Annotated in this window: 9 protein-coding genes and 4 pseudogenes; 7 read left to right on the top strand and 6 right to left on the bottom strand. The window is 35.9% G+C overall.

Features of this window, described 5'->3' with window-relative positions; all coding sequences use genetic code 11:
* The 3 pseudogenes from ACLBWE_RS17250 to ACLBWE_RS17240 all read left to right on the top strand — a co-directional run.
* Positions 1 to 259 (top strand): annotated as a pseudogene (locus ACLBWE_RS17250) (secretion protein HlyD); the annotation flags it as partial.
* A gap of 378 nt (positions 260 to 637) precedes the next feature.
* Positions 638 to 1,597: pseudogene (locus ACLBWE_RS17245) on the top strand (BapA/Bap/LapF family prefix-like domain-containing protein); the annotation flags it as partial.
* A gap of 4,824 nt (positions 1,598 to 6,421) precedes the next feature.
* Positions 6,422 to 9,184: pseudogene (locus ACLBWE_RS17240) on the top strand (ABSDF2314 family large adhesin); the annotation flags it as partial.
* Between the two features lie 129 nt (positions 9,185 to 9,313).
* Here the strand turns inward: ACLBWE_RS17240 and ACLBWE_RS17235 are convergent.
* The 4 genes from ACLBWE_RS17235 to ACLBWE_RS17220 form a co-directional block, all read right to left on the bottom strand.
* Entirely contained in the window at positions 9,314 to 10,351 is a 1,038-nt protein-coding gene (locus ACLBWE_RS17235; protein ID WP_447604080.1) for a peptidase MA family protein, read from the bottom strand.
* Positions 10,351 to 11,892: a glycosyltransferase gene (locus ACLBWE_RS17230; protein WP_447604078.1), complete on the bottom strand. Its 1,542-nt coding sequence runs from the start codon at positions 11,890 to 11,892 to the stop codon at positions 10,351 to 10,353. Before ACLBWE_RS17230 ends, ACLBWE_RS17235 begins: the two co-directional genes overlap by 1 nt.
* A gap of 38 nt (positions 11,893 to 11,930) precedes the next feature.
* Positions 11,931 to 12,689, bottom strand: coding sequence for a CatB-related O-acetyltransferase (locus ACLBWE_RS17225; RefSeq protein WP_447604077.1), 759 nt, complete (start codon positions 12,687 to 12,689; stop codon positions 11,931 to 11,933).
* Between the two features lie 67 nt (positions 12,690 to 12,756).
* Positions 12,757 to 14,415, bottom strand: a complete 1,659-nt coding sequence (locus tag ACLBWE_RS17220) for a poly alpha-glucosyltransferase (protein ID WP_447604076.1) — start codon at positions 14,413 to 14,415, stop codon at positions 12,757 to 12,759.
* Between the two features lie 728 nt (positions 14,416 to 15,143).
* Between ACLBWE_RS17220 and ACLBWE_RS17215 the strand changes: the two are divergent.
* Positions 15,144 to 15,780: pseudogene (locus ACLBWE_RS17215) on the top strand (hypothetical protein).
* Positions 15,781 to 16,410: 630 nt separating this feature from the next.
* Positions 16,411 to 16,818 (top strand): hypothetical protein, encoded by a 408-nt coding sequence (locus ACLBWE_RS17210; RefSeq protein WP_045436472.1) that lies wholly within the window; start codon positions 16,411 to 16,413, stop codon positions 16,816 to 16,818.
* Positions 16,819 to 16,898: 80 nt separating this feature from the next.
* On the opposite strand, the gene ACLBWE_RS17205 is transcribed toward ACLBWE_RS17210, so the two are convergent.
* Together ACLBWE_RS17205 and ACLBWE_RS17200 are read right to left on the bottom strand one after the other, a co-directional pair.
* Positions 16,899 to 17,288, bottom strand: coding sequence for a hypothetical protein (locus ACLBWE_RS17205; RefSeq protein WP_447604075.1), 390 nt, complete (start codon positions 17,286 to 17,288; stop codon positions 16,899 to 16,901).
* Positions 17,289 to 17,895: 607 nt separating this feature from the next.
* A complete protein-coding gene (locus ACLBWE_RS17200) occupies positions 17,896 to 18,483 on the bottom strand; it encodes a recombinase family protein (protein ID WP_003653496.1) in 588 nt (195 codons plus the stop codon).
* Between the two features lie 851 nt (positions 18,484 to 19,334).
* Here ACLBWE_RS17200 and ACLBWE_RS17195 point away from each other — a divergent pair.
* Together ACLBWE_RS17195 and ACLBWE_RS17190 are read left to right on the top strand one after the other, a co-directional pair.
* Positions 19,335 to 19,919, top strand: coding sequence for a resolvase (locus ACLBWE_RS17195; protein ID WP_447604074.1), 585 nt, complete (start codon positions 19,335 to 19,337; stop codon positions 19,917 to 19,919).
* Positions 19,920 to 20,190: 271 nt separating this feature from the next.
* A complete protein-coding gene (locus ACLBWE_RS17190) occupies positions 20,191 to 20,484 on the top strand; it encodes a hypothetical protein (protein WP_198497076.1) in 294 nt (97 codons plus the stop codon).
* Positions 20,485 to 20,548 lie beyond the last annotated feature (64 nt).

Raw genomic sequence — 20,548 nt, 5'->3', positions numbered from 1 at the left:
CTCAATTTATGGGGGGTTAAAAGGTAAGGTTACGGTTATTTCCCCAGACACAATTCGTGATGAAGTTAAACAAGATCAATTCTATTATCGTGTTTATATCCGAACCGATTCAGACAAACTTTATAATAAAGAGGGTAAGGCATACAGTATTACACCAGGTATGGTGGCAACGGTAGATATTCGTACAGGTGAAAAGACGGTACTGGATTACTTACTTAAACCATTCAATAAAGCCAAAGAAGCGTTACGAGAAAGATAATAAATGTATATCTATATAGCTTTTAAATATTTAAAAGCTATATAGATATTAATAAAGATAAGATTTTGTTTTAAATGTGTGGTTTTTATTGGTTGTGTTTTAAAACATAAAAATATTAAAAGCATATTTTAAGTATTATTTGTTAGTAAGTTTTTGAAAAACAATATTTATTATTTTTGAGTTTTATTTGATTAATAAATAAACTAGTTGTTGCTGAATTTTTTGTGATGCAATTCATGTTTACAATTACTTTGTGCGTTGAGGTTGACCTTTGTTTTATCTAATTTATTCCTTAATTTGGGCTCTTCTTATTTAATAAAATTTAAGAGCTCTAAATTGGATTGGTTTAATTAAATAATCCTACGAAGGGGAATAAATATGTCTGAGATAAGGGTAGTTTCTAAGGAGAGTCATGAAACCTTAGAAACTACGACTAAGGATACAGTCTCTCTTTCCGAAGCATCAGTTATTTTAATAAAAGTAAATAAAGATGATGTTTCTGAAATTAGACAGGACGGTAGAAATGCAATTATTACTTTAAAAAATGGTGAACAAATAGTAATAATTGATTTCTTTAACGGTAGTAATTATTCAACCGATAATAGTTTGGTTTTTGAAGATAATAATCATAAGTTATTGTGGGTACAGTTTACTGACAGTAATGGGGTATTATTAGATCATATCACTTATAGTTATATCGATAGTATAGAACCGCTGCTTTACCATGATGGAGCTGCATCTCCATGGGCATGGTTATCTGTACCGCTAACCGCAGCAGGAATTCTGTGGTGGGCACATGACAGCGATAAAAATAATAATTTAAATAACGACTCTGACAGCGATTCTGACTCTGATTCTGACAGCGATTCTGACTCTGACAGTGACTCTGATTCTGACAGCGACTCTGACTCGGACAGCGACTCTGACTCGGACAGCGATTCAGACTCTGATAGCGACTCGGATTCAGACTCTGACAGCGATTCTGACTCTGACAGTGACTCGGACTCTGACAGTGACTCGGACTCTGACAGCGACTCTGATTCTGACAGTGACTCTGATTCTGACAGCGATTCTGACTCTGATTCGGACAGCGACTCGGATTCGGACAGTGACTCTGACAGCGACTCGGACTCTGACAGCGACTCGGATAGCGACAGCGATTCAGACTCTGACAGCGACTCTGACTCTGACTCTGACAGCGACTCGGATTCGGACAGTGACTCGGATTCTGACAGCGACTCGGATTCTGACAGCGACTCTGATTCGGACAGTGATTCGGACTCTGACAGCGACTCGGATTCTGACAGCGACTCGGACTCTGACAGCGATTCGGATAGCGACAGCGATTCGGATAGCGACTCGGACTCTGACAGCGACTCTGATTCGGACAGTGACTCGGACTCTGACTCGGACTCTGACAGTGACTCGGACTCTGACAGTGACTCGGACTCTGACAGTGACTCGGACTCTGACAGTGACTCGGATTCTGACAGTGACTCGGACTCTGACAGTGACTCGGACTCTGACAGTGACTCGGACTCTGACAGCGATTCGGACTCGGACTCTGACAGTGACTCGGACTCTGACAGCGATTCTGACTCTGACAGCGACTCTGACTCTGATTCGGACAGCGACTCGGATAGCGACAGCGATTCGGACTCTGACAGCGATTCGGACTCTGACAGCGATTCTGACTCTGACAGCGATTCTGACTCTGACAGCGACTCTGATTCGGACAGTGACTCGGATTCGGACAGCGACTCTGACAGTGACTCGGATTCGGACAGCGATTCTGACTCTGACAGCGATTCTGACTCTGACAGCGATTCTGACTCTGACAGCGATTCTGACTCTGACAGTGACTCGGATTCTGACAGCGACTCTGATTCTGACAGCGACTCTGATTCTGACAGCGACTCTGATTCTGACAGCGATTCGGACTCTGACAGCGACTCGGATTCGGACAGCGACTCTGATTCGGACAGTGACTCGGATTCTGACAGCGACTCGGACTCTGACAGTGACTCAGACTCTGACAGCGATTCTGACTCTGACAGCGACTCTGACTCTGACAGCGATTCGGACTCTGACAGCGACTCTGATTCTGACAGCGATTCTGACTCGGATAGCGACAGCGACTCTGATTCTGACAGCGACTCTGACTCTGACAGCGACTCGGACTCTGACAGTGACTCGGACTCTGACAGTGACTCGGACTCTGACAGTGACTCGGACTCTGACAGCGACTCTGACTCTGACAGCGACTCGGATTCGGACAGCGACTCGGATTCTGACAGTGACTCGGACTCTGATAGTGACTCGGACTCTGACAGCGACTCTGATTCGGACAGCGACTCTGACTCTGACAGTGACTCTGATTCTGACAGCGACTCGGATTCTGACAGTGACTCTGATTCGGACAGCGACTCTGACTCGGACAGCGATTCTGACTCTGATAGCGACTCGGATTCAGACTCTGACAGCGATTCTGACTCTGACAGTGACTCGGACTCTGACAGCGACTCTGATTCTGACAGTGACTCTGATTCTGACAGCGATTCTGACTCTGATTCTGACAGCGACTCGGACTCTGACAGCGACTCGGACTCTGACAGCGACTCGGACTCTGACAGCGACTCTGATTCGGACAGCGACTCGGACTCTGATAGCGACTCGGACTCTGATAGCGACTCTGATTCGGACAGCGACTCTGACTCTGATTCGGACAGCGACTCTGATTCGGACAGTGACTCTGATTCTGACAGTGACTCGGACTCTGACAGCGACTCGGATTCGGACAGCGACAGCGATTCTGACAGCGACTCTGATTCGGACAGCGATTCTGACTCTGACAGCGATTCGGATAGCGACTCTGACAGCGACTCGGATTCTGACAGCGATTCGGATAGCGACTCTGACAGCGACTCGGATTCTGACAGTGACTCGGATTCTGACAGCGATTCGGATAGCGACTCTGACAGCGACTCGGATTCTGACAGCGACTCGGACTCTGACAGCGACTCGGACTCTGACAGCGACTCTGACTCTGACAGCGATTCTGACTCGGATTCTGACAGTGACTCGGACTCTGACAGCGATTCGGATTCGGACAGTGACTCAGATAGCGACAGCGACTCGGACTCTGACAGCGACTCTGACTCTGATTCGGACAGCGACTCTGATTCTGACAGCGACTCTGATTCTGACAGCGACTCGGACTCTGACAGCGACAGCGATTCTGACAGCGACTCTGATTCTGACAGCGACTCTGACTCTGATTCTGACAGTGACTCGGACAGTGACTCTGATTCGGACAGTGACTCTGATTCGGACAGCGATTCAGACTCTGACAGCGACTCTGACTCTGACAGCGACTCGGACTCTGACAGCGACTCTGATTCTGACAGCGACAGTGACTCTGACAGTGACTCGGATTCTGACAGCGACTCGGATAGCGACAGCGATTCTGACTCGGACTCTGACAGTGACTCGGACTCTGACAGTGACTCGGACTCTGACAGCGACTCGGACTCTGATTCGGATAGCGACAGCGACTCTGATTCGGACAGCGACTCGGATTCTGACAGCGACTCTGATTCGGACAGCGATTCGGATTCTGACAGCGACTCTGACTCGGATTCGGACAGTGACTCTGATTCTGACAGCGACTCGGACTCTGATAGCGACAGCGATTCTGACTCTGACAGCGATTCGGATAGCGACTCTGACAGCGACTCTGATTCGGACAGCGACTCTGATAGCGACTCGGACTCTGACAGCGATTCGGATAGCGACTCTGACAGCGACTCTGATTCGGACAGCGACTCTGACAGCGACTCTGACTCGGATTCGGACAGTGACTCTGACAGTGACTCGGATTCTGACAGCGATTCAGACTCTGACAGTGACTCAGACTCTGACAGCGACTCTGATTCTGACAGCGACTCTGACTCTGACAGCGATTCTGACTCTGACAGCGACTCTGATTCGGACAGCGACTCTGACTCTGACAGCGATTCTGACTCTGATAGCGACTCGGACTCTGATAGCGACTCTGATTCTGACAGCGACTCTGACTCGGATTCTGACAGCGACTCTGACTCGGATTCGGACAGTGACTCTGACAGTGACTCTGATTCTGACAGCGATTCAGACTCTGACAGTGACTCAGACTCTGACAGCGACTCTGATTCTGACAGTGACTCGGACTCTGACAGTGACTCGGATTCTGACAGCGACTCTGATTCTGACAGCGACTCGGATTCTGACAGCGACTCGGACTCTGACAGCGACTCTGATTCGGACAGCGACTCTGATTCGGACAGTGACTCTGACAGCGACTCGGATTCGGACAGCGACTCTGATTCGGACAGCGACTCGGACTCTGATAGCGACTCGGACTCTGACAGTGACTCGGACTCTGACAGCGACTCGGACTCTGACAGTGACTCTGATTCTGACAGCGACTCTGACTCTGACAGCGATTCTGACTCTGACAGCGATTCGGATAGCGACTCGGACAGCGACTCGGATTCTGACAGTGATTCGGACTCTGACAGCGACTCTGATTCGGACTCTGACAGTGACTCTGATTCTGACAGCGACTCGGATTCTGACAGTGACTCGGATTCTGACAGTGACTCGGATTCTGACAGCGATTCTGATTCGGACAGCGACTCTGATTCGGACAGCGACTCGGATAGCGACAGCGACTCTGATTCTGACAGCGACTCTGATTCGGACAGTGATTCTGACTCTGACAGCGACTCGGACTCTGACAGTGACTCGGACTCTGACAGCGATTCGGACTCTGACAGTGACTCGGATTCTGACAGCGATTCGGATTCTGACAGCGACTCTGATTCTGACAGCGATTCGGATTCTGACAGTGACTCTGACAGCGACAGCGACAGCGACTCTGATTCTGACAGTGACTCGGATTCTGACAGCGACTCGGATTCTGATAGCGACTCGGACTCTGACAGTGACTCTGACAGCGACAGCGATTCGGACTCTGACAGCGACTCTGATTCTGACAGCGATTCTGACTCTGACAGTGACTCGGATAGCGACAGCGACTCTGATTCGGACAGCGACTCGGATAGCGACAGCGACTCTGATTCTGACAGCGACTCGGATTCTGACAGCGACTCGGATTCTGACAGCGATTCGGATTCTGACAGCGATTCTGACTCTGACAGCGACTCGGATTCTGACAGTGACTCTGATTCAGACAGCGACTCGGATTCTGACAGCGACAGCGACTCGGATTCTGACAGCGACTCGGACTCTGACAGCGACTCGGATTCTGACAGCGACTCTGATTCAGACAGTGACTCTGATTCTGACAGCGACTCTGATTCGGACAGCGATTCTGACTCTGACAGTGACTCGGATAGCGACAGCGACTCTGATTCTGACAGCGACTCTGATTCTGACAGTGACTCGGACTCTGACAGCGACTCTGATTCAGACAGCGATTCGGATAGCGACAGCGACTCTGATTCGGACTCTGACAGTGACTCTGATTCTGACAGCGACTCTGATTCTGACTCTGACAGCGACTCGGACTCTGACAGCGACTCTGATTCTGACAGTGACTCGGATAGCGACAGCGACTCTGACTCTGACAGCGACTCTGATTCTGACAGTGACTCGGATTCTGACAGCGACTCTGATTCGGACAGCGATTCAGACTCTGACAGCGACTCTGATTCGGACAGCGATTCGGACTCTGACAGTGACTCGGATTCTGACAGCGATTCGGACTCTGACAGTGATTCAGACTCTGACAGCGACTCTGACTCTGACAGCGACTCTGATTCTGACAGCGATTCGGACTCTGACAGCGATTCGGACTCTGACAGTGACTCGGATTCTGACAGCGACTCGGATTCTGACAGCGACTCGGATTCGGACAGTGACTCGGATAGCGACAGCGATTCGGATAGCGACAGCGATTCGGATTCTGACAGCGATTCTGACTCTGACAGTGACTCGGATTCGGACAGCGACTCGGATTCGGATAGCGACTCTGATTCTGACAGCGATTCGGACTCTGATAGTGACTCTGATTCAGACAGCGACTCTGATTCTGACGGTGACGCAGACTCTGACAGTGATTCGGATAGCGACAGTGACTCTGATAGCGACAGCGATTCAGATACAACAGCACCAGATGCACCAGAGATTGATCCAATCAATGGTACGGATCCGATCACAGGTACAGCAGAACCAGGTTCAACAGTGACAGTGACTTATCCTGATGGCACCACAGCAACAGTAGTTGCGGGTACAGATGGAAGCTGGACAGTACCGAACCCAGGCTTGAATGATGGCGATGTTGTAACAGCAACAGCGACAGACGCTGCAGGTAACGAATCGACACCGGCAACAGAAGTTGTAGATGCAGTGGCTCCGGCTGCACCAGAGATTGATCCAATCAATGGTACGGATCCGATCACAGGTACGGCAGAACCAGGTTCAATAGTGACAGTAACTTATCCTGATGGCACCACAGCAACAGTAGTTGCGGGTACAGATGGAAGCTGGACAGTACCGAACCCAGGCTTGAATAATGGTGATGTTGTAACAGCAACAGCGACAGATGTTGCAGGTAACGAATCTACACCGGCAACAGAAGTTGTAGATACTGTACCTCCAGTAATTGCTATTGATGAATTGGATGATGTTGATCCGATTACAGGTACGGCAGAACCAGGTTCAACAGTAACTGTAACCTTCCCAGATGGTAGTACCATTACTACTACTACAGAAGGTGATGGTACTTGGTCTGTAGCTAATCCTGGTACATTAGTAACTGGAGATGTTGTAACAGCAACAGCGACAGATGCAGCAGGTAATACTTCATTACCAGTCACATCTATAGTTCCAGTTTTCATTGATGCTATCGATGATATTGCTACGGTATTAAGTGAGATTACTCCTGTAGTAACTCATCCTGATATTCCGGGCGGTGCATTAGTAACCTTCCCATCATTATCATTGATTGGTCCAATTATTGACTTGAAAGGTCAAACACCAATTACAGTTACCGTACCTGAAGGTGGAATTGCATCGTTTGATGTATCTTTTGGTGGAGTGTTAATAGGTGGTGGTATTGGTTCTTATGACCTTAATATTCTTCGCTATAACGAGAATACGGGTGGATATGAACCGTACAGCAAAATAGATAATGCTGGATCCATGCTTGGAATTGGTTTAGGAGTCATGGGTGGTGGAGCATCTATCACTAATCTACCTGAAGGACAATATGCGCTTGTGTTAACTCCTGGTGAGGGCGTACAAGTGACAGGAATTGGTATTGCTTCAATTTCTGTTACCAACGAGGTATTGAGTGATTATGGTGATGTTGTAGCAAAAGGTAATGTGATTACTGCAAACAATCCTGAAAATCCTACAGATGTAGCAGACGTTATTCATGCTGGTGAAACAGCAACAGTTATTAGTGTTGCTAATGAAGATGGTGTAACAACTGCGTTACCACAAGACAGTGAAGCATTTACTCGTATTCAAGGTGAATATGGTGAGTTGTTCATTGACAAAAATGGTAATTATGAATACATCCGTGATTTCACTGTTCCAAATAGTCTAGGTAAAGTAGATAGCTTCACTTATACGATTCAGGATAGTGATGGACATCAAGATACAGCGACTTTAAATATTCGCATTGATACAAATGATCTTGATATCACATGGCCAGAAGATCCAACTCAAGATGGTGTAGTAGAGTTGACGGCAACTGATAATTCAGCAGCAGCTGCGATTACTTTAGTTCCATCAACCAATACAACTGTTGATACGGGTAGCATGGCTGCAAGTAGTACGAAACCGTTATTTGGTGCTGCTACTTCGGTTGCTGGTAGTGATACGAGTGATGTGATTAATGTCGCTGCACATACTGCTGCATCGATTAATTTCTCTGTAACTACACAAGGTGGTATCTTAAATAGCTCTGCTAATGGTGATACTTTCAGTTATCAAGTACAAAAACTTGTGAATGGTGTTTGGACAACTCAACCTGGAGCATCAGCTTCTGTTGTACATTCATCACCAATCTTAGGTGATGCTGGCGGTACTGTGTTGATCAGCGGCTCTTACCAAGTTTCTGCATCAGACACTACTAGCCAATGGCGTGTCGTGTTTGGTAGCACAGAATCTAATATTCCTCTGATTGCTGGAACGAATACAACCACTGTCAACACTACAGTAAATGCTACTTTCACACATTATGATCAATTCGTTGGTAATGGTGCGACAGTAACGGCTACAGGTAACTTGTTAACAGATGATTCTGGTAATGGTGTAGATGTAACAGGTGGTGCAAGTACAAAAGTATTTGTAGAAACTTCACCTGGTACTTATGTACAAGCGAATGGTCAAACAATCACGGTTGAAGATGGTACCTTCGTTGTTTCGGCAAATGGAACATATACGTTCACAGCAAATAGTTCTGCGACTTCTGGTGATGTCGCTACATTGAACTATAAATTGGTTGCTGCAACAGGCGATGAAAGTACACCTGCAACATTAACCGTGAATATTGGTAGTGAGACCATCAGTACTGCTAGCCATGACATTATTAGCACTGGAGCTGGTGCAGATACAGTTGTCTATAACTTACTGAACGCTGCTGATGCAACGGGTGGTAATGGTACAGATGAGTGGGCTGACTTCAATTTGGCTCAAGGTGATAAAGTTGATATTAGTTCATTGTTAAATGGTGCTAATGCAGGCAATATCTCTAATTATGTGTCTGTTACTTCTGATGGTGCGGGTAATACTTTAATTAGTATTGACCGTGATGGCACTGGTAATACCTATAACTCAACCGATCTCATTGTATTGAAAAATACAGATACAACACTGGATGAGTTATTGAATAATAATCAGTTGTTATTTTAATTGATTATTGCTGATAGAAATCTGTAAATAGAAGAGAAGGCATAAGTGCCTTCTCTTTTTTTATTTAAAAATAGTTTTTAAAAGCATTAGTCGCAGTAAATGGCTTATTTAATATTTTTGAAAGTAAAATTAACTAGATTTTTTATTTTTAATAACTTTTTTTAAGAGACTTTGAAATTTATTTTTCTCTATATTGCTTTCGTTCGTTTTTTCTAGAGTTATCAATAAAGTATCTAAAATTTGTTGGTTGAAATGAGCTGAATTTTGATCAATTTCTTTCCAGTGATATAAATTCCAATTATTTAAAATAGAAATGTGTTGATCTTGTTTTCCAAGATTTTCAAGAAACTTTTTCATAAAGACGGTTCCTTTTAAATATTGATCTTGAAAAACCGGTTGTCCATCAGTGTATCTCTGTTGTATGAGAGAAGAGGGTAAAAATAGTTTTCCATCAGATGTATCTATAAGTGTGGTGAGACGGTTCCATAATTGAGATGTCCTATAAGTTCTTTGCAAGATATATTTGTCAAAATCTTCTTCATTTTTCGGCAAATTTCTCTGTCCATATGTACCAAGCTTATCTTTTCGGATGATCCCTTCTGACCAGGCTGCCAAGCTTTCCGTGAGCCAAGATTGCTTAAACATCGTATAACCGTAGGTGTAAAGATGAAATAATTCATGTTCAACTAATGAAGAATCAGTGGTTAAATTTGGAATATTATTGCTAATAAGAATAATTAGAGCACACGCGTTTTTTTTTAATGGATTATTGGTATGTCGATGGGGTTCATCATAAGCTAGTCCGAGTCCATTAAGCTTCTGTATTTGTATATCAATATATTGGACGTTATTTTTATAGCGTGGACTATTCAAAGGATCTTGGTAGCCTAAAACGGACCAAGCTTTTCGTATAGTATTTGCTTGAATAGCAATATTTTCTACATAGTCTGGAACATGATTTAGATTTTTATCCAATTGAAATTTTAAAGCATTATCACCAGATATAGTATAAAAAATACGCAGATTATCCATACCATAATAGACTTTATCAAGTTGTGTAACAACAGGAGGGCTACTTGAATAACAATCAGTTTTTGCATGAATATAAGTAGATAAGCAAAATGTAGAAAATAATAAAACCAAACCCTTCTTATGCATAAAAAACATTACAGAATGGCCTGAAAAAGTGATTGCCATTTTTGAGCAAATTGTTTTTGATCAATGAGCTGAGTACATGCATATGCATTTTCACTAAGTTTAAGCCGTTTGTGTTCATCTTTTAATAAAGAAATTACTTTCTGTGCAAATAACTCTTCATCTTGAAAAGTAATTAAATAACCATTTTCATCATGATTAATCATATCTGATGGTCCGTAATCGATGTCATAACTCACTACAGGGCAACCATGGCATAGGGCTTCTAAAACTGCCATACCGAAACCTTCAGATCGGCTAGAAAAAAGGAATAAGCTTGCTTTATTATATAAAGCATCAGTATTCTCATTATAGCCCATCAATTTAATATGGTTATTTAACTGATGTTCATCAATTTGACTTTGTAAGAAGTTATACTCACTTCCAAAACCATAAATGTTTAAATAAGCATTGGGTATTACTTCTACAACTTTTTTGAAAACCCTAATTAAGCTATCTAAATTTTTCGCTTTATCATATCTGGCAATAGTTAAGCAAAACATTGGATCTCTGTTTGAAAAATTGACATGATCGACAGTTTTTTCATATATATGCGGAATAACAAATAGTTTCCCTTCCATTCCAAAGCGCTGTTGAATATGTTGTTTTTGGCGTTCAGTTAAAATTACTAGTGCATCTAATTCATTACTATATTTAAAGTAACTACGATAATGACGATTAATTGTAGAGTTTTGAATATCAGGACCATTTAAATGGGTGGCATGAATTGTACCAATAAAACGCATATTTTCTTGTTTTATCTCTCTAAGTGGTTCATAGAAATGAATTGCACGATCGATAAGAATATACATTAGATCATTTTTATAAAGTTGAGAGATTTTTAGGAACCAGTATTGAATGAGTTGAGACTCAGTATCAAAAACCTCATTAATAACACCTTGTTTATTAAATAAAAAAATATTTGAAACAATATTTTTATTCTTTTCGTTGAGTTGATAGTTTTTTATAATAACTGGATAACCTTCTGTATGATAATAAGTTTCAGTTATTATCATTTGATTTTCTGGGTTGATGACTTGAATACAACTAAGATAACCATAAGAGTCATAAATAATTCGTCCTGTTTTTACTCCCTTTTTGAAAGTGTTCACATAACTTAAAGTAGGAGAGTCATCTTGCCGTATTTCGTACAAATAGTTTTTATTATTTTTATCATGAAACCGTTGATTGTAGGTGAAAGGAATTATAGTTTTTAAAATGTTACTGTTAAACATTTCTACCATAGGATTATGAATTTTTTTATTAGCCAGTTTTAGATGAGTTCCTTGAAAATCACCATATAGATTGAGATAGCCAATAGAAGTAGGAGCTAAATTTGTAGTAATAAGACTCCAATAATTTTCTGCAAGGGAGTGATCATAATCAGTAGTAATAATGGTGGGACTAATACCTAATTGTTCATTTAGTATTTTTGCACGTTTTAAAAGAGCAAAAACCAATCCATTTTTCTTTTGGTCAATTTTGGGAAATAGAAAAAAATATTGAGTTTTCATAATAAACAACTATTTATAAGCTATATAATATAAAAGATTTATTTGCTTGAAGATGATTTAAGCAAATCACTTTTTGTAAGGATTGGTGGATGGTATTCATTTAAACCTCCTGCATAAATTTTATTTTTAAATTGATCAATAAAATCAAATGGTTCCATGAAGTTTAAGCCTTTTAAATCTTTTTTGTGAAATTTCCACCATTTTAAGTTTATTAATTCATTAATAACTGTATTATCAAATCTTTTACGAATGAGTCTAGCAGGGTTACCACCAACGATAGTATATGGTTCAACATTCTTTGTAATTACACTGTTAGAAGCGATTATTGCACCATCACCAATAGTAATATTATTTTTTAAAATAACATCTGATCCAATCCACACATCATTTCCAATGGTGACATTACGTCGGCTTCTAAAATTATGTGTAACTGATCCTGGGTCAGTATTATGATAATCTTCAGTATAAAAGTGAGGAGAAGTAGAAACCCAATCGGTGAAGTGATGAGCACCCATAATTTTAATATTACTAGCTAAGCTACAATAGCGGCCAATAGAAACACCATAACCAAGATTTGATGATGAGTATGAGAAAGCACCGATTGTACAAAGGCTTAAAACACTATTATAAAAATTATTATGTCCTTCAAGTTTCAAATCATTATTTAATGTAATAAGCCGATGTGGATTTTTTTTTAGGAAAAACATATTTATATTGAGCTTTTTAAGATTTTCTTCAATTTTAAAAAATTCAACACTTATTGTTTCATTTGATAAAGTAAATATTTCTTCATTCATAAAGATACCTTTAATTACTCTATTAAAAAGTTTTGATATTTTTGATTCTAGAATTAGAAATTCCAAGCTAATCTTTGAAATACAAATAGTACGCAATATAGCCTGATAAGTTATGTTCTTGATCGTCAATACGAGTACGAAAACGGTCATGCCTTACATAGAAAGAATTTAATATAGACTTGGGATTTTTCATATACATAGCTACTTCTGGATAGAAAAAACCTGTACGTTGAAATTCGGCACGTAATTTTATAAGAGATTTTAAATCTTCAAATCTAGAAGAGTTAAATAATTTTTCATGACCTTGCTCACTTAGGCGACTCACCATTTTATAAGCAGACATCATCATTTCAAGAAAAGTTGCGTATGCTGTTTTTCGATTTTTAATAAAATCCATATGCTTTAAGTAGTTATTTATACCAAATTGATAGTATTTAAATTCTGGGCATAACATTGTTAATTCATTGGTACAATAACTTAGCCAATGATCATGATATTTTTCATATGAATTAGATATAAAGTTATCAAACATTAATTTAACAGTATCTAAAAGAAGCTTATTATTATTTAATTGATATAGCCTTAGTAGCGCTAGTGCAGCTTCGCCATCATAATAAACAATTCTAAATTTTTCTTTAATAGATAAAGATGGGTACTCTAAGATATGCACTGTTTGTCCTGATTTATCAATCATTTGAATGATTCCATTTGCTATTTTTTCTGCATATTCTAGATATTTTTTATTTTTAGTAATTTCCTGATATTTTGTTAACATTAAAATAGCAGCTGCATTCGCACCAAGCTTGATCTCATAATTATTATCATTTCCATCAATCATATGAGCAGTATCTTCATCGATTAACTTATAAAAATTTTTGATGCTATACTCAATAGCCAAGTGAATTTTAGGCCAATATTGATTATTCTCTTCAATCTCAAAAGTTTCTAAAAGAGAATAAATTGAAGTGCAATGCCTTATTGTATTGTAGCTTTTAATTTCATTATCAAATGCTGGAAAATAGCCGTAGATAAATTTCCCATCTTCTAAAAGTTGATTGGATAGAAAATTAGCATTTTTATTAATTATTTCTTTAATATGAGATTTATCATTTTTATCAATGAATCTAACCCCATTTTCACAACCACCACTTTGAAGTTTAATGAATTTACCATTTTCGTAAAATACACTTTCAGTTTCAAAAAGCCATACATCATTAATTTTACTAATTTCTAATTCTTTTTGAATAGAAGGATATTTTTTCTTGATTGCATTATTTAAATTATTCTGGTCAATGAAATTTTTTTGATCATATGAAATTCCTCGTATGATTGCATTCCCATAAATTTCTTGCTCTAAAAAACATATATTTAAATCTTTATCAAAACTAATACCTTTCCTAAAATGATTATTATGCTTTTGATTAGATATATCATTGGTAACATCGGTCCAACTTTTTTTTTCTATTTGAGTTGCAATATCAAGTTTTATATAGGCTAGATAACGTTTATCTTTAAGAAAAATTTTTTCTAAAAAGTTATTTATTTTTTTTTGCAATTTTTGTATGTCAGAACTAGAAATTGAAAAAACTTTACAACGTTGATCTAGGCAACCATATGAGATAAAGACTATTTTTTTATCAGAGTCAGTCTGATCATATAGTGATATCCATTCACTGATCTGATTCTTTAAATTACTTAAATCTAAATATTTCAATTGATGTAGCATATTACGACCTAATTAAGTTAATCTTGGCTAGAAAACAATTAAATTGTTTTAATCCCTTTTTAAAAAATAATAGAGTGATATTTAATTCTGTTTGTTATTGTATTTGTTTTTTTGTGGTACTAGAAGTGATTTTAAGGCTTGAGTTGTGTTTAAAATTATTCGAAATTTAATTCATATGTTTTAATTTACGTATGATTTAAAACATAATTTATGTTTTTAATTTTAATGTAATCTAGCTCAATTTTTTTGATAAAAATAAATGGATTATATGGTTTTTAATATTTTTATTTTTTTGTTGTTGTGTTAACTAATCTTGGTTGTTAATTTAATTATCTAAAGTTTACCTGAATTAAAAAAGGTTAATTATGAAAAAAATAATTTCTTTATTGATGTTGTTAGCTGCTAATCATAGTTTTGCTAAAACAGTTAGTATTGATTTAACAAATGGAAATTTTATCGGAGATGATGCGTATAAAGTTGTTACTTCGACTCAAGCACAATGTACACAATTGGATAATTTGGGAATCGGAAGAACAGTTTGGGTTGAAGTAAATTTAAATGGTTACTCATATAAAGAATGCATACGATATTATTCTGCCGGATTACTCGAAAATCAAACCAATAATAGAGCAATTGCATATTTTTCTGGTGATGTAGCAATTGTAGGAGGGAAAGCACTTGCATCATATACTGACAAAAAACCACAGGACAAAGTTAATGATGCAGTCATTAAGTCAACAGAGTTATATAATTTTCCATATATTTTTGTAGCTCGTCCAGGGATTTATGGATCGTCTGGTGTACATAATGGTGCTAGAAAGCCATTAGAATCTTTATTAATGTCTGAAGCATTAAATAAAATTAAACAAAGACATCAAATCCTTAATTATGTGTTAGTTGGGCATAGTGGTGGTGGTCATATTGTATCTGCCTTATTGTCAAAAAGGACTGATATATTATGTGCTATCCCAAATTCAGCCCCTTCATCACCAAAAATATTGGCTGAAGCATTGGGGAAGACGCCTGATCCAAGACTATTTGAAACTGTAGATGCAATAACAGCACTTACACCCAAGCACCCAGCGAATAGAGTATTTGTAGTAGGGGATTTAAATGACAGTATTGTACCTTGGATTTCTCAAAAGGTACTTCATGACAAGTTGATTCAATTATCTTGGGCGTCAAATATCATAAATTTACAAGCAATTGACGGATCTCATCATGATGTGGCTGAGAAAGCTACCAAGATCGCGGGGATGTGTGCAAGGGGATTGCCAACCTTAAATATTCTTGACCAAGCAGGAAATTTATAAGCGTACTTTTTATTTGCATAGAACAATAAAAAAGTACTATGGCCATCACTAATAGGAATCACTTTTACACGAATACTAAAATATTAGCTTACTTTAAATCTATAAAATCATCTATTTAATTGTTTATTAGCTAAATATAAGTTTTATAAACGAAATGAGAGTTGGGATGAGCAGGAGTATAGTTCTAAAAACTATAAATTATGGACAATAAATTGTGAGAGCATTCTATCTTTCAAATTTTTTATAATGTTTGAAATTTAAGTATTTAAAACATAATTTTAAAACATTTTTTAAGTTATGAGTAAGCTTATTGTATGTAAAATAAGGATAATTTTTGTGCCATTGAAATTTATTTTGAACTTAATTAATTCTTAATTGATACTGATAGGTTCTCATGTGAATATAATTTTGAGGATGTTTATTATACAACTATCCTCGTATTTCAGGTTTGAGTGAAATTCACTAAGTCCACAGCCTTTTAGGATGTGGACTCTTCTTAATTAATAAAGAATTTGAAATTATATTGGTTTCTTTTATTATAATTTATGAGCATATAGTTGAATTTAACCTAAACCTATTGTAGTAATATCTCTATTATTAATAATCCTAATTCTATAAATTTTAATTTAAGATGGATTTTATAAAATGGATGATTATATATTTAACATGAGGATTAAAATTAATGAAGAATTTACTTCTATTTCAAATCGTATTTTCATTAACACTAATCTTGACGGGTTGTGTGAATCAACCATATGGTCATCAATCAGTTTATTCACCACCTTCGATTAATACAATTGCTAGTCATAAATTGTATTTAATATCAGAAAAATCAAACCATCCTAGCTTTGGTACAGGAGAGGTTACAGAAGATAAAGCCTCTCAATATGCAACTAATCATAAAAAGACAGTGATTTGTGATAAACATCATTATTATGCTGCCAGTAATGTTACTAGTGATCTGAAACAGACGAAAATTATTTTAGTAAGTGGTGAAGAGATTAATGTTTCTAAGTCATGCTGGGTAGAAGATGCAAACCCAAAAAATTCAATTTATGTTTCTAAATCATCTGTTAGTCATGGTTTTTGATAATTAAACAGATAAAAGGAGACTAAGCCTTACTAGCTTGGTCTCATTATAATTCATTCAAATAATTTTTATTTAAAGATTTAGTTGTTTAAAGTAAAATAATTAATTGAAGCAATAGCCTGAAAATAATTTTTGTATAATTTTATATTGGAATCTATTATTTTGTTTTTTTCAATTTTTATTAAGTAGATTTTATTGCTATTTACTTCTTCTCGTTTTGAAATATATTCTATAGCTGAGCCAATTTCATTTTTTCCATACTTGTTTGTTTTATTTAAGTTTAATGTCACTAGAAAGGTAAAAAAACCTATTTCTTTCATTTTCTCTGCATAGAAGGTGGCATAAGTTCTGGTACTTTTTATTAACCCCGTATCAAAAATAATAATAGTTGGGAAGGGTCCAATTCCTTTCGGAATATAAATATCACCTGTTGCTGAGCCTATTGAGGACTTCCAAAAAATATCATTCATATTAAATATTATCATATTTTAAAATAAATAAATTTTCATAATAAATGCTTTAAAAGCATAAAGTTACTTTTGTTAAAAGCTGAAATTTATAAATTTCAAATGGTTAATTTGTTAAGAAATTGTTTGAAATAAATTTAAACTATTAACATTTTCTTAAAGGTTAAATCGCTTTATTTCATGGAAAACAACTCTACGATGTAAATATAATATAATCAATAGTAAATCTATATAAATTATATTTTTACATAAAGTGTTTTTTAAATTATTGAAAATAAATATTATTTTTATAGACTTATTTGAGGGGTAACTGATTATGTTTTTATAGGTAGCATAATCATGATGAAAGACATAAAACTATTTTTAAAGAATTATAAGAAAAACTAACTTAATATAGAATTAATTATATCCATTCTTGATAATAGTATCTAAATTTCAAGCATAAAAATAAATAATTAATATACAATTATATTTCAATAACTTATCTAATTTTTTGCTTGAAATTTAATTGAGCTCATTTAGAGGACTAATACTATATGATTCATAACTCTTCCTTTTTATATTTTTCCATATGTATGTCATAGATCATTTAATCAAAAATATTTAATAATTACAATGCATTACTTTTCGATGCATTGTTTAAAATTCTTTGAATTACTGTTCTTGTAACTGCAAATTCTTTAGCGAGTGAATATACGCTGTAGCCTTTCTTAAACAATTCAATTACTCTATTTTTTTGTTCATTATTTAATATTTCTGGGCGACCAACTTTTCTTGTTGGTTTGTGATCCTTGAATTTTTTATTGTCAGACTTAAATAATTTCTCAAATTCAGCTGATAACTTTAAAAAATGGAGAAAGAAAATTTTTAAGTCACCATTAATTTCATTTTTAGAGTAATCCAAGCATATTAGCCTGATTTTTTTTTGATCAATTTTGTCAACTATTCCTAAAATTTCTTCAAAGCTATTCCCTAAGCAATCCATGCTTTTTATCACTAAAATATCACCTTCTTCTAAAGAGTAACTTATTAAATTAAGAAATTTATCTCTATAAGCAATAGATTTATCAACAGATACTTCTTCTACTACTAATCTATTCTTTTGGATTTTATAGCCATACTCACTAAAAAAAGTGATATACCTAGAAAATTCAAATTGCAAATTAGGCTCTATTCTAACATAGGCATATGTACGCATATTAAAACACCAAAATTAAACAAAAACAAAACAAATATTAGCATCTTATTTTTTTAAAAAAAACATGAACTAAATCACAAAAGTGTACTATACAGTGTTTAAAACATAATAATTAAGTACATAGTTAAATCATTACTTTTTTCAAATTTTTATTAACTTCCATAATCATGTTACCTAATAATTTTATTGGTTTTTTGGTTTAGTGTATTGTATATTAAATTAATTCACTACTTAAACTACTCCTGAATTTAATATAAATTTGATATTAAAATCTAGTTTTATTTTTTATTTGAATTAATTTGAGTACATAAAATATAACAAAGTAATAAGTTGTTAGTTGCAAGATTATTTGTTTTTTTAGTAGGTGTTTGATTTTTAATGATTTGTATTCTAATTTTATTTTGTTTTTGATTGTGTGTTTAAATTTATTGGAAATTTAATACATAGGTTTAAAACAATTTTAGATGATATATTATAGAAATTAATTGGTTTATTATAATCAATGTGTTTGTGTTTTTAAATAATTTTTTATTTAAAATGGATATTTGATTTAATATCTTGTGATATTTGAGGTCTTGTTGATTATTATAATGCTGATATTTAAGACTGAAACAGATAATTGATTTACCTCTCAATTTTTTTATTGATATAATGTTTTTTTATATTATATTTTTCAATTGTTTTAGATGGTGGAAATATAAGAAAAATTATACTACTATAAAAGTATAAATTTAAGACATTAATTATATAACAAACAATAAGTGAAGCTCTAAAAGTATCTAAAAGAAATGCTTTGATTTGAACATACTTTGGAAATGCACTTCACATGACTCTAAGGGATGGGGGGGAGCATGCGTATTTATGCTTATATGCGGGTCAATTCTAATATTGATGAATTAGACAAAGAAAAAGAATATTTTATTTCATTGTTAAATACTTTTAATCATAAAGTTCCATATAGTAGAGTAGTACTGGAATTGGCTGCAGTTGATAAGCCTATTACTTTACGGACTATTTTTTTTAATTTGATTAATTATTCTTTAGAAGAGGATGATTTTTTAATTGTTAAAGGAATTGACTGTTTAGGGAATAGTTTTAAAGAAATATTATCTACAATTATGTTGATTGAAAAAAAACAAATTAAATTGATTATATTGGAATATTTTAATTGTGAGTTGAAAGAAAGTATTAGAAATAATTTTATTCATTTTATAGAAATTTGCATTAGTTTTGAAAAACTTTTTTTGCTCGACGAATCTACACAAAAGAATCATAGATTATCTAAAAAAGTAGGTAGACCCGAAAAATTAACAAATGAACAAAAACAGGAAGTTATTAATAAATTTAAAAAAGGATTTAGTGTATATTCTTTAGCTAAAGATCTTGCTGTATCAAGGACTGTAATACAAAGAATACTTGAAAAATCCAGTGAATAACGATAAAGATTAATATGGGATTTTTATATTGTGATTAATAATTGATTGAAATATTTTTTGATTATTTTAGTGATTTTTTATGTATTAAATTGTGTTTTAATTTTTAATTTAATAGTTATTAAATAATATTTTCATTTTAAAATTAAATTCATATTGATGTTTTTATTTTTCTATTGATATTGTTATGTGTATTTTGTAGCCCAACTTTAATTCATTGAAAGTTATATTACTTGACTATGCGATTAATTTATACGATGCGGTAACTTGAAGTATGGATGTGAGTATTGATTCAGATAAATGGAAGTGTCCTGTATGTAATGGTTTTATAGCGGTTGATCATTCAAAAATTCAAAAAGAAGATGCAGTACAATTTGTATTCAGACGAATAAGTAATAATGATTCCTTCTACTTTATTTATAGAGTTGGTTTAGTCGTTGATCGAAAAGAAAAGTTACTAACTATTAAGTATAAGGATAGGCTATATAAATCTCTCGATAGTGATACTTATCCTGTAAATGCTCCAGCTCTTATTGTCTATAATATGTTTTGGATTTGTGGTTGTTAGTTTTTGAATATTAAAAAGACGCTTATTTTTTGTTTAGTTAAAACTACTCTGGGTTTTTATTGTT

It is taken from the genome of Acinetobacter sp. M5A5_2a, assembly GCF_053345265.1.
The sequence above is the reverse complement of the archived record's forward strand: the minus strand, read 5'-3'. Positions and strand labels throughout refer to the sequence as shown.

Excerpts from the sequence above, each read along its gene's own strand:
- ACLBWE_RS17235 (WP_447604080.1), bottom strand. The coding sequence starts at position 10,351 with ATGTTTTTTATGCATAAGAAGGGTTTGGTTTTATTATTTTCTACATTT.
- ACLBWE_RS17230 (WP_447604078.1), bottom strand. The coding sequence starts at position 11,892 with ATGAAAACTCAATATTTTTTTCTATTTCCCAAAATTGACCAAAAGAAA.
- ACLBWE_RS17225 (WP_447604077.1), bottom strand. The coding sequence starts at position 12,689 with ATGAATGAAGAAATATTTACTTTATCAAATGAAACAATAAGTGTTGAA.
- ACLBWE_RS17220 (WP_447604076.1), bottom strand. The coding sequence starts at position 14,415 with ATGCTACATCAATTGAAATATTTAGATTTAAGTAATTTAAAGAATCAG.
- ACLBWE_RS17210 (WP_045436472.1), top strand. The coding sequence starts at position 16,411 with ATGAAGAATTTACTTCTATTTCAAATCGTATTTTCATTAACACTAATC.
- ACLBWE_RS17205 (WP_447604075.1), bottom strand. The coding sequence starts at position 17,288 with ATGAATGATATTTTTTGGAAGTCCTCAATAGGCTCAGCAACAGGTGAT.
- ACLBWE_RS17200 (WP_003653496.1), bottom strand. The coding sequence starts at position 18,483 with ATGCGTACATATGCCTATGTTAGAATAGAGCCTAATTTGCAATTTGAA.
- ACLBWE_RS17195 (WP_447604074.1), top strand. The coding sequence starts at position 19,335 with ATGCGTATTTATGCTTATATGCGGGTCAATTCTAATATTGATGAATTA.
- ACLBWE_RS17190 (WP_198497076.1), top strand. The coding sequence starts at position 20,191 with ATGGATGTGAGTATTGATTCAGATAAATGGAAGTGTCCTGTATGTAAT.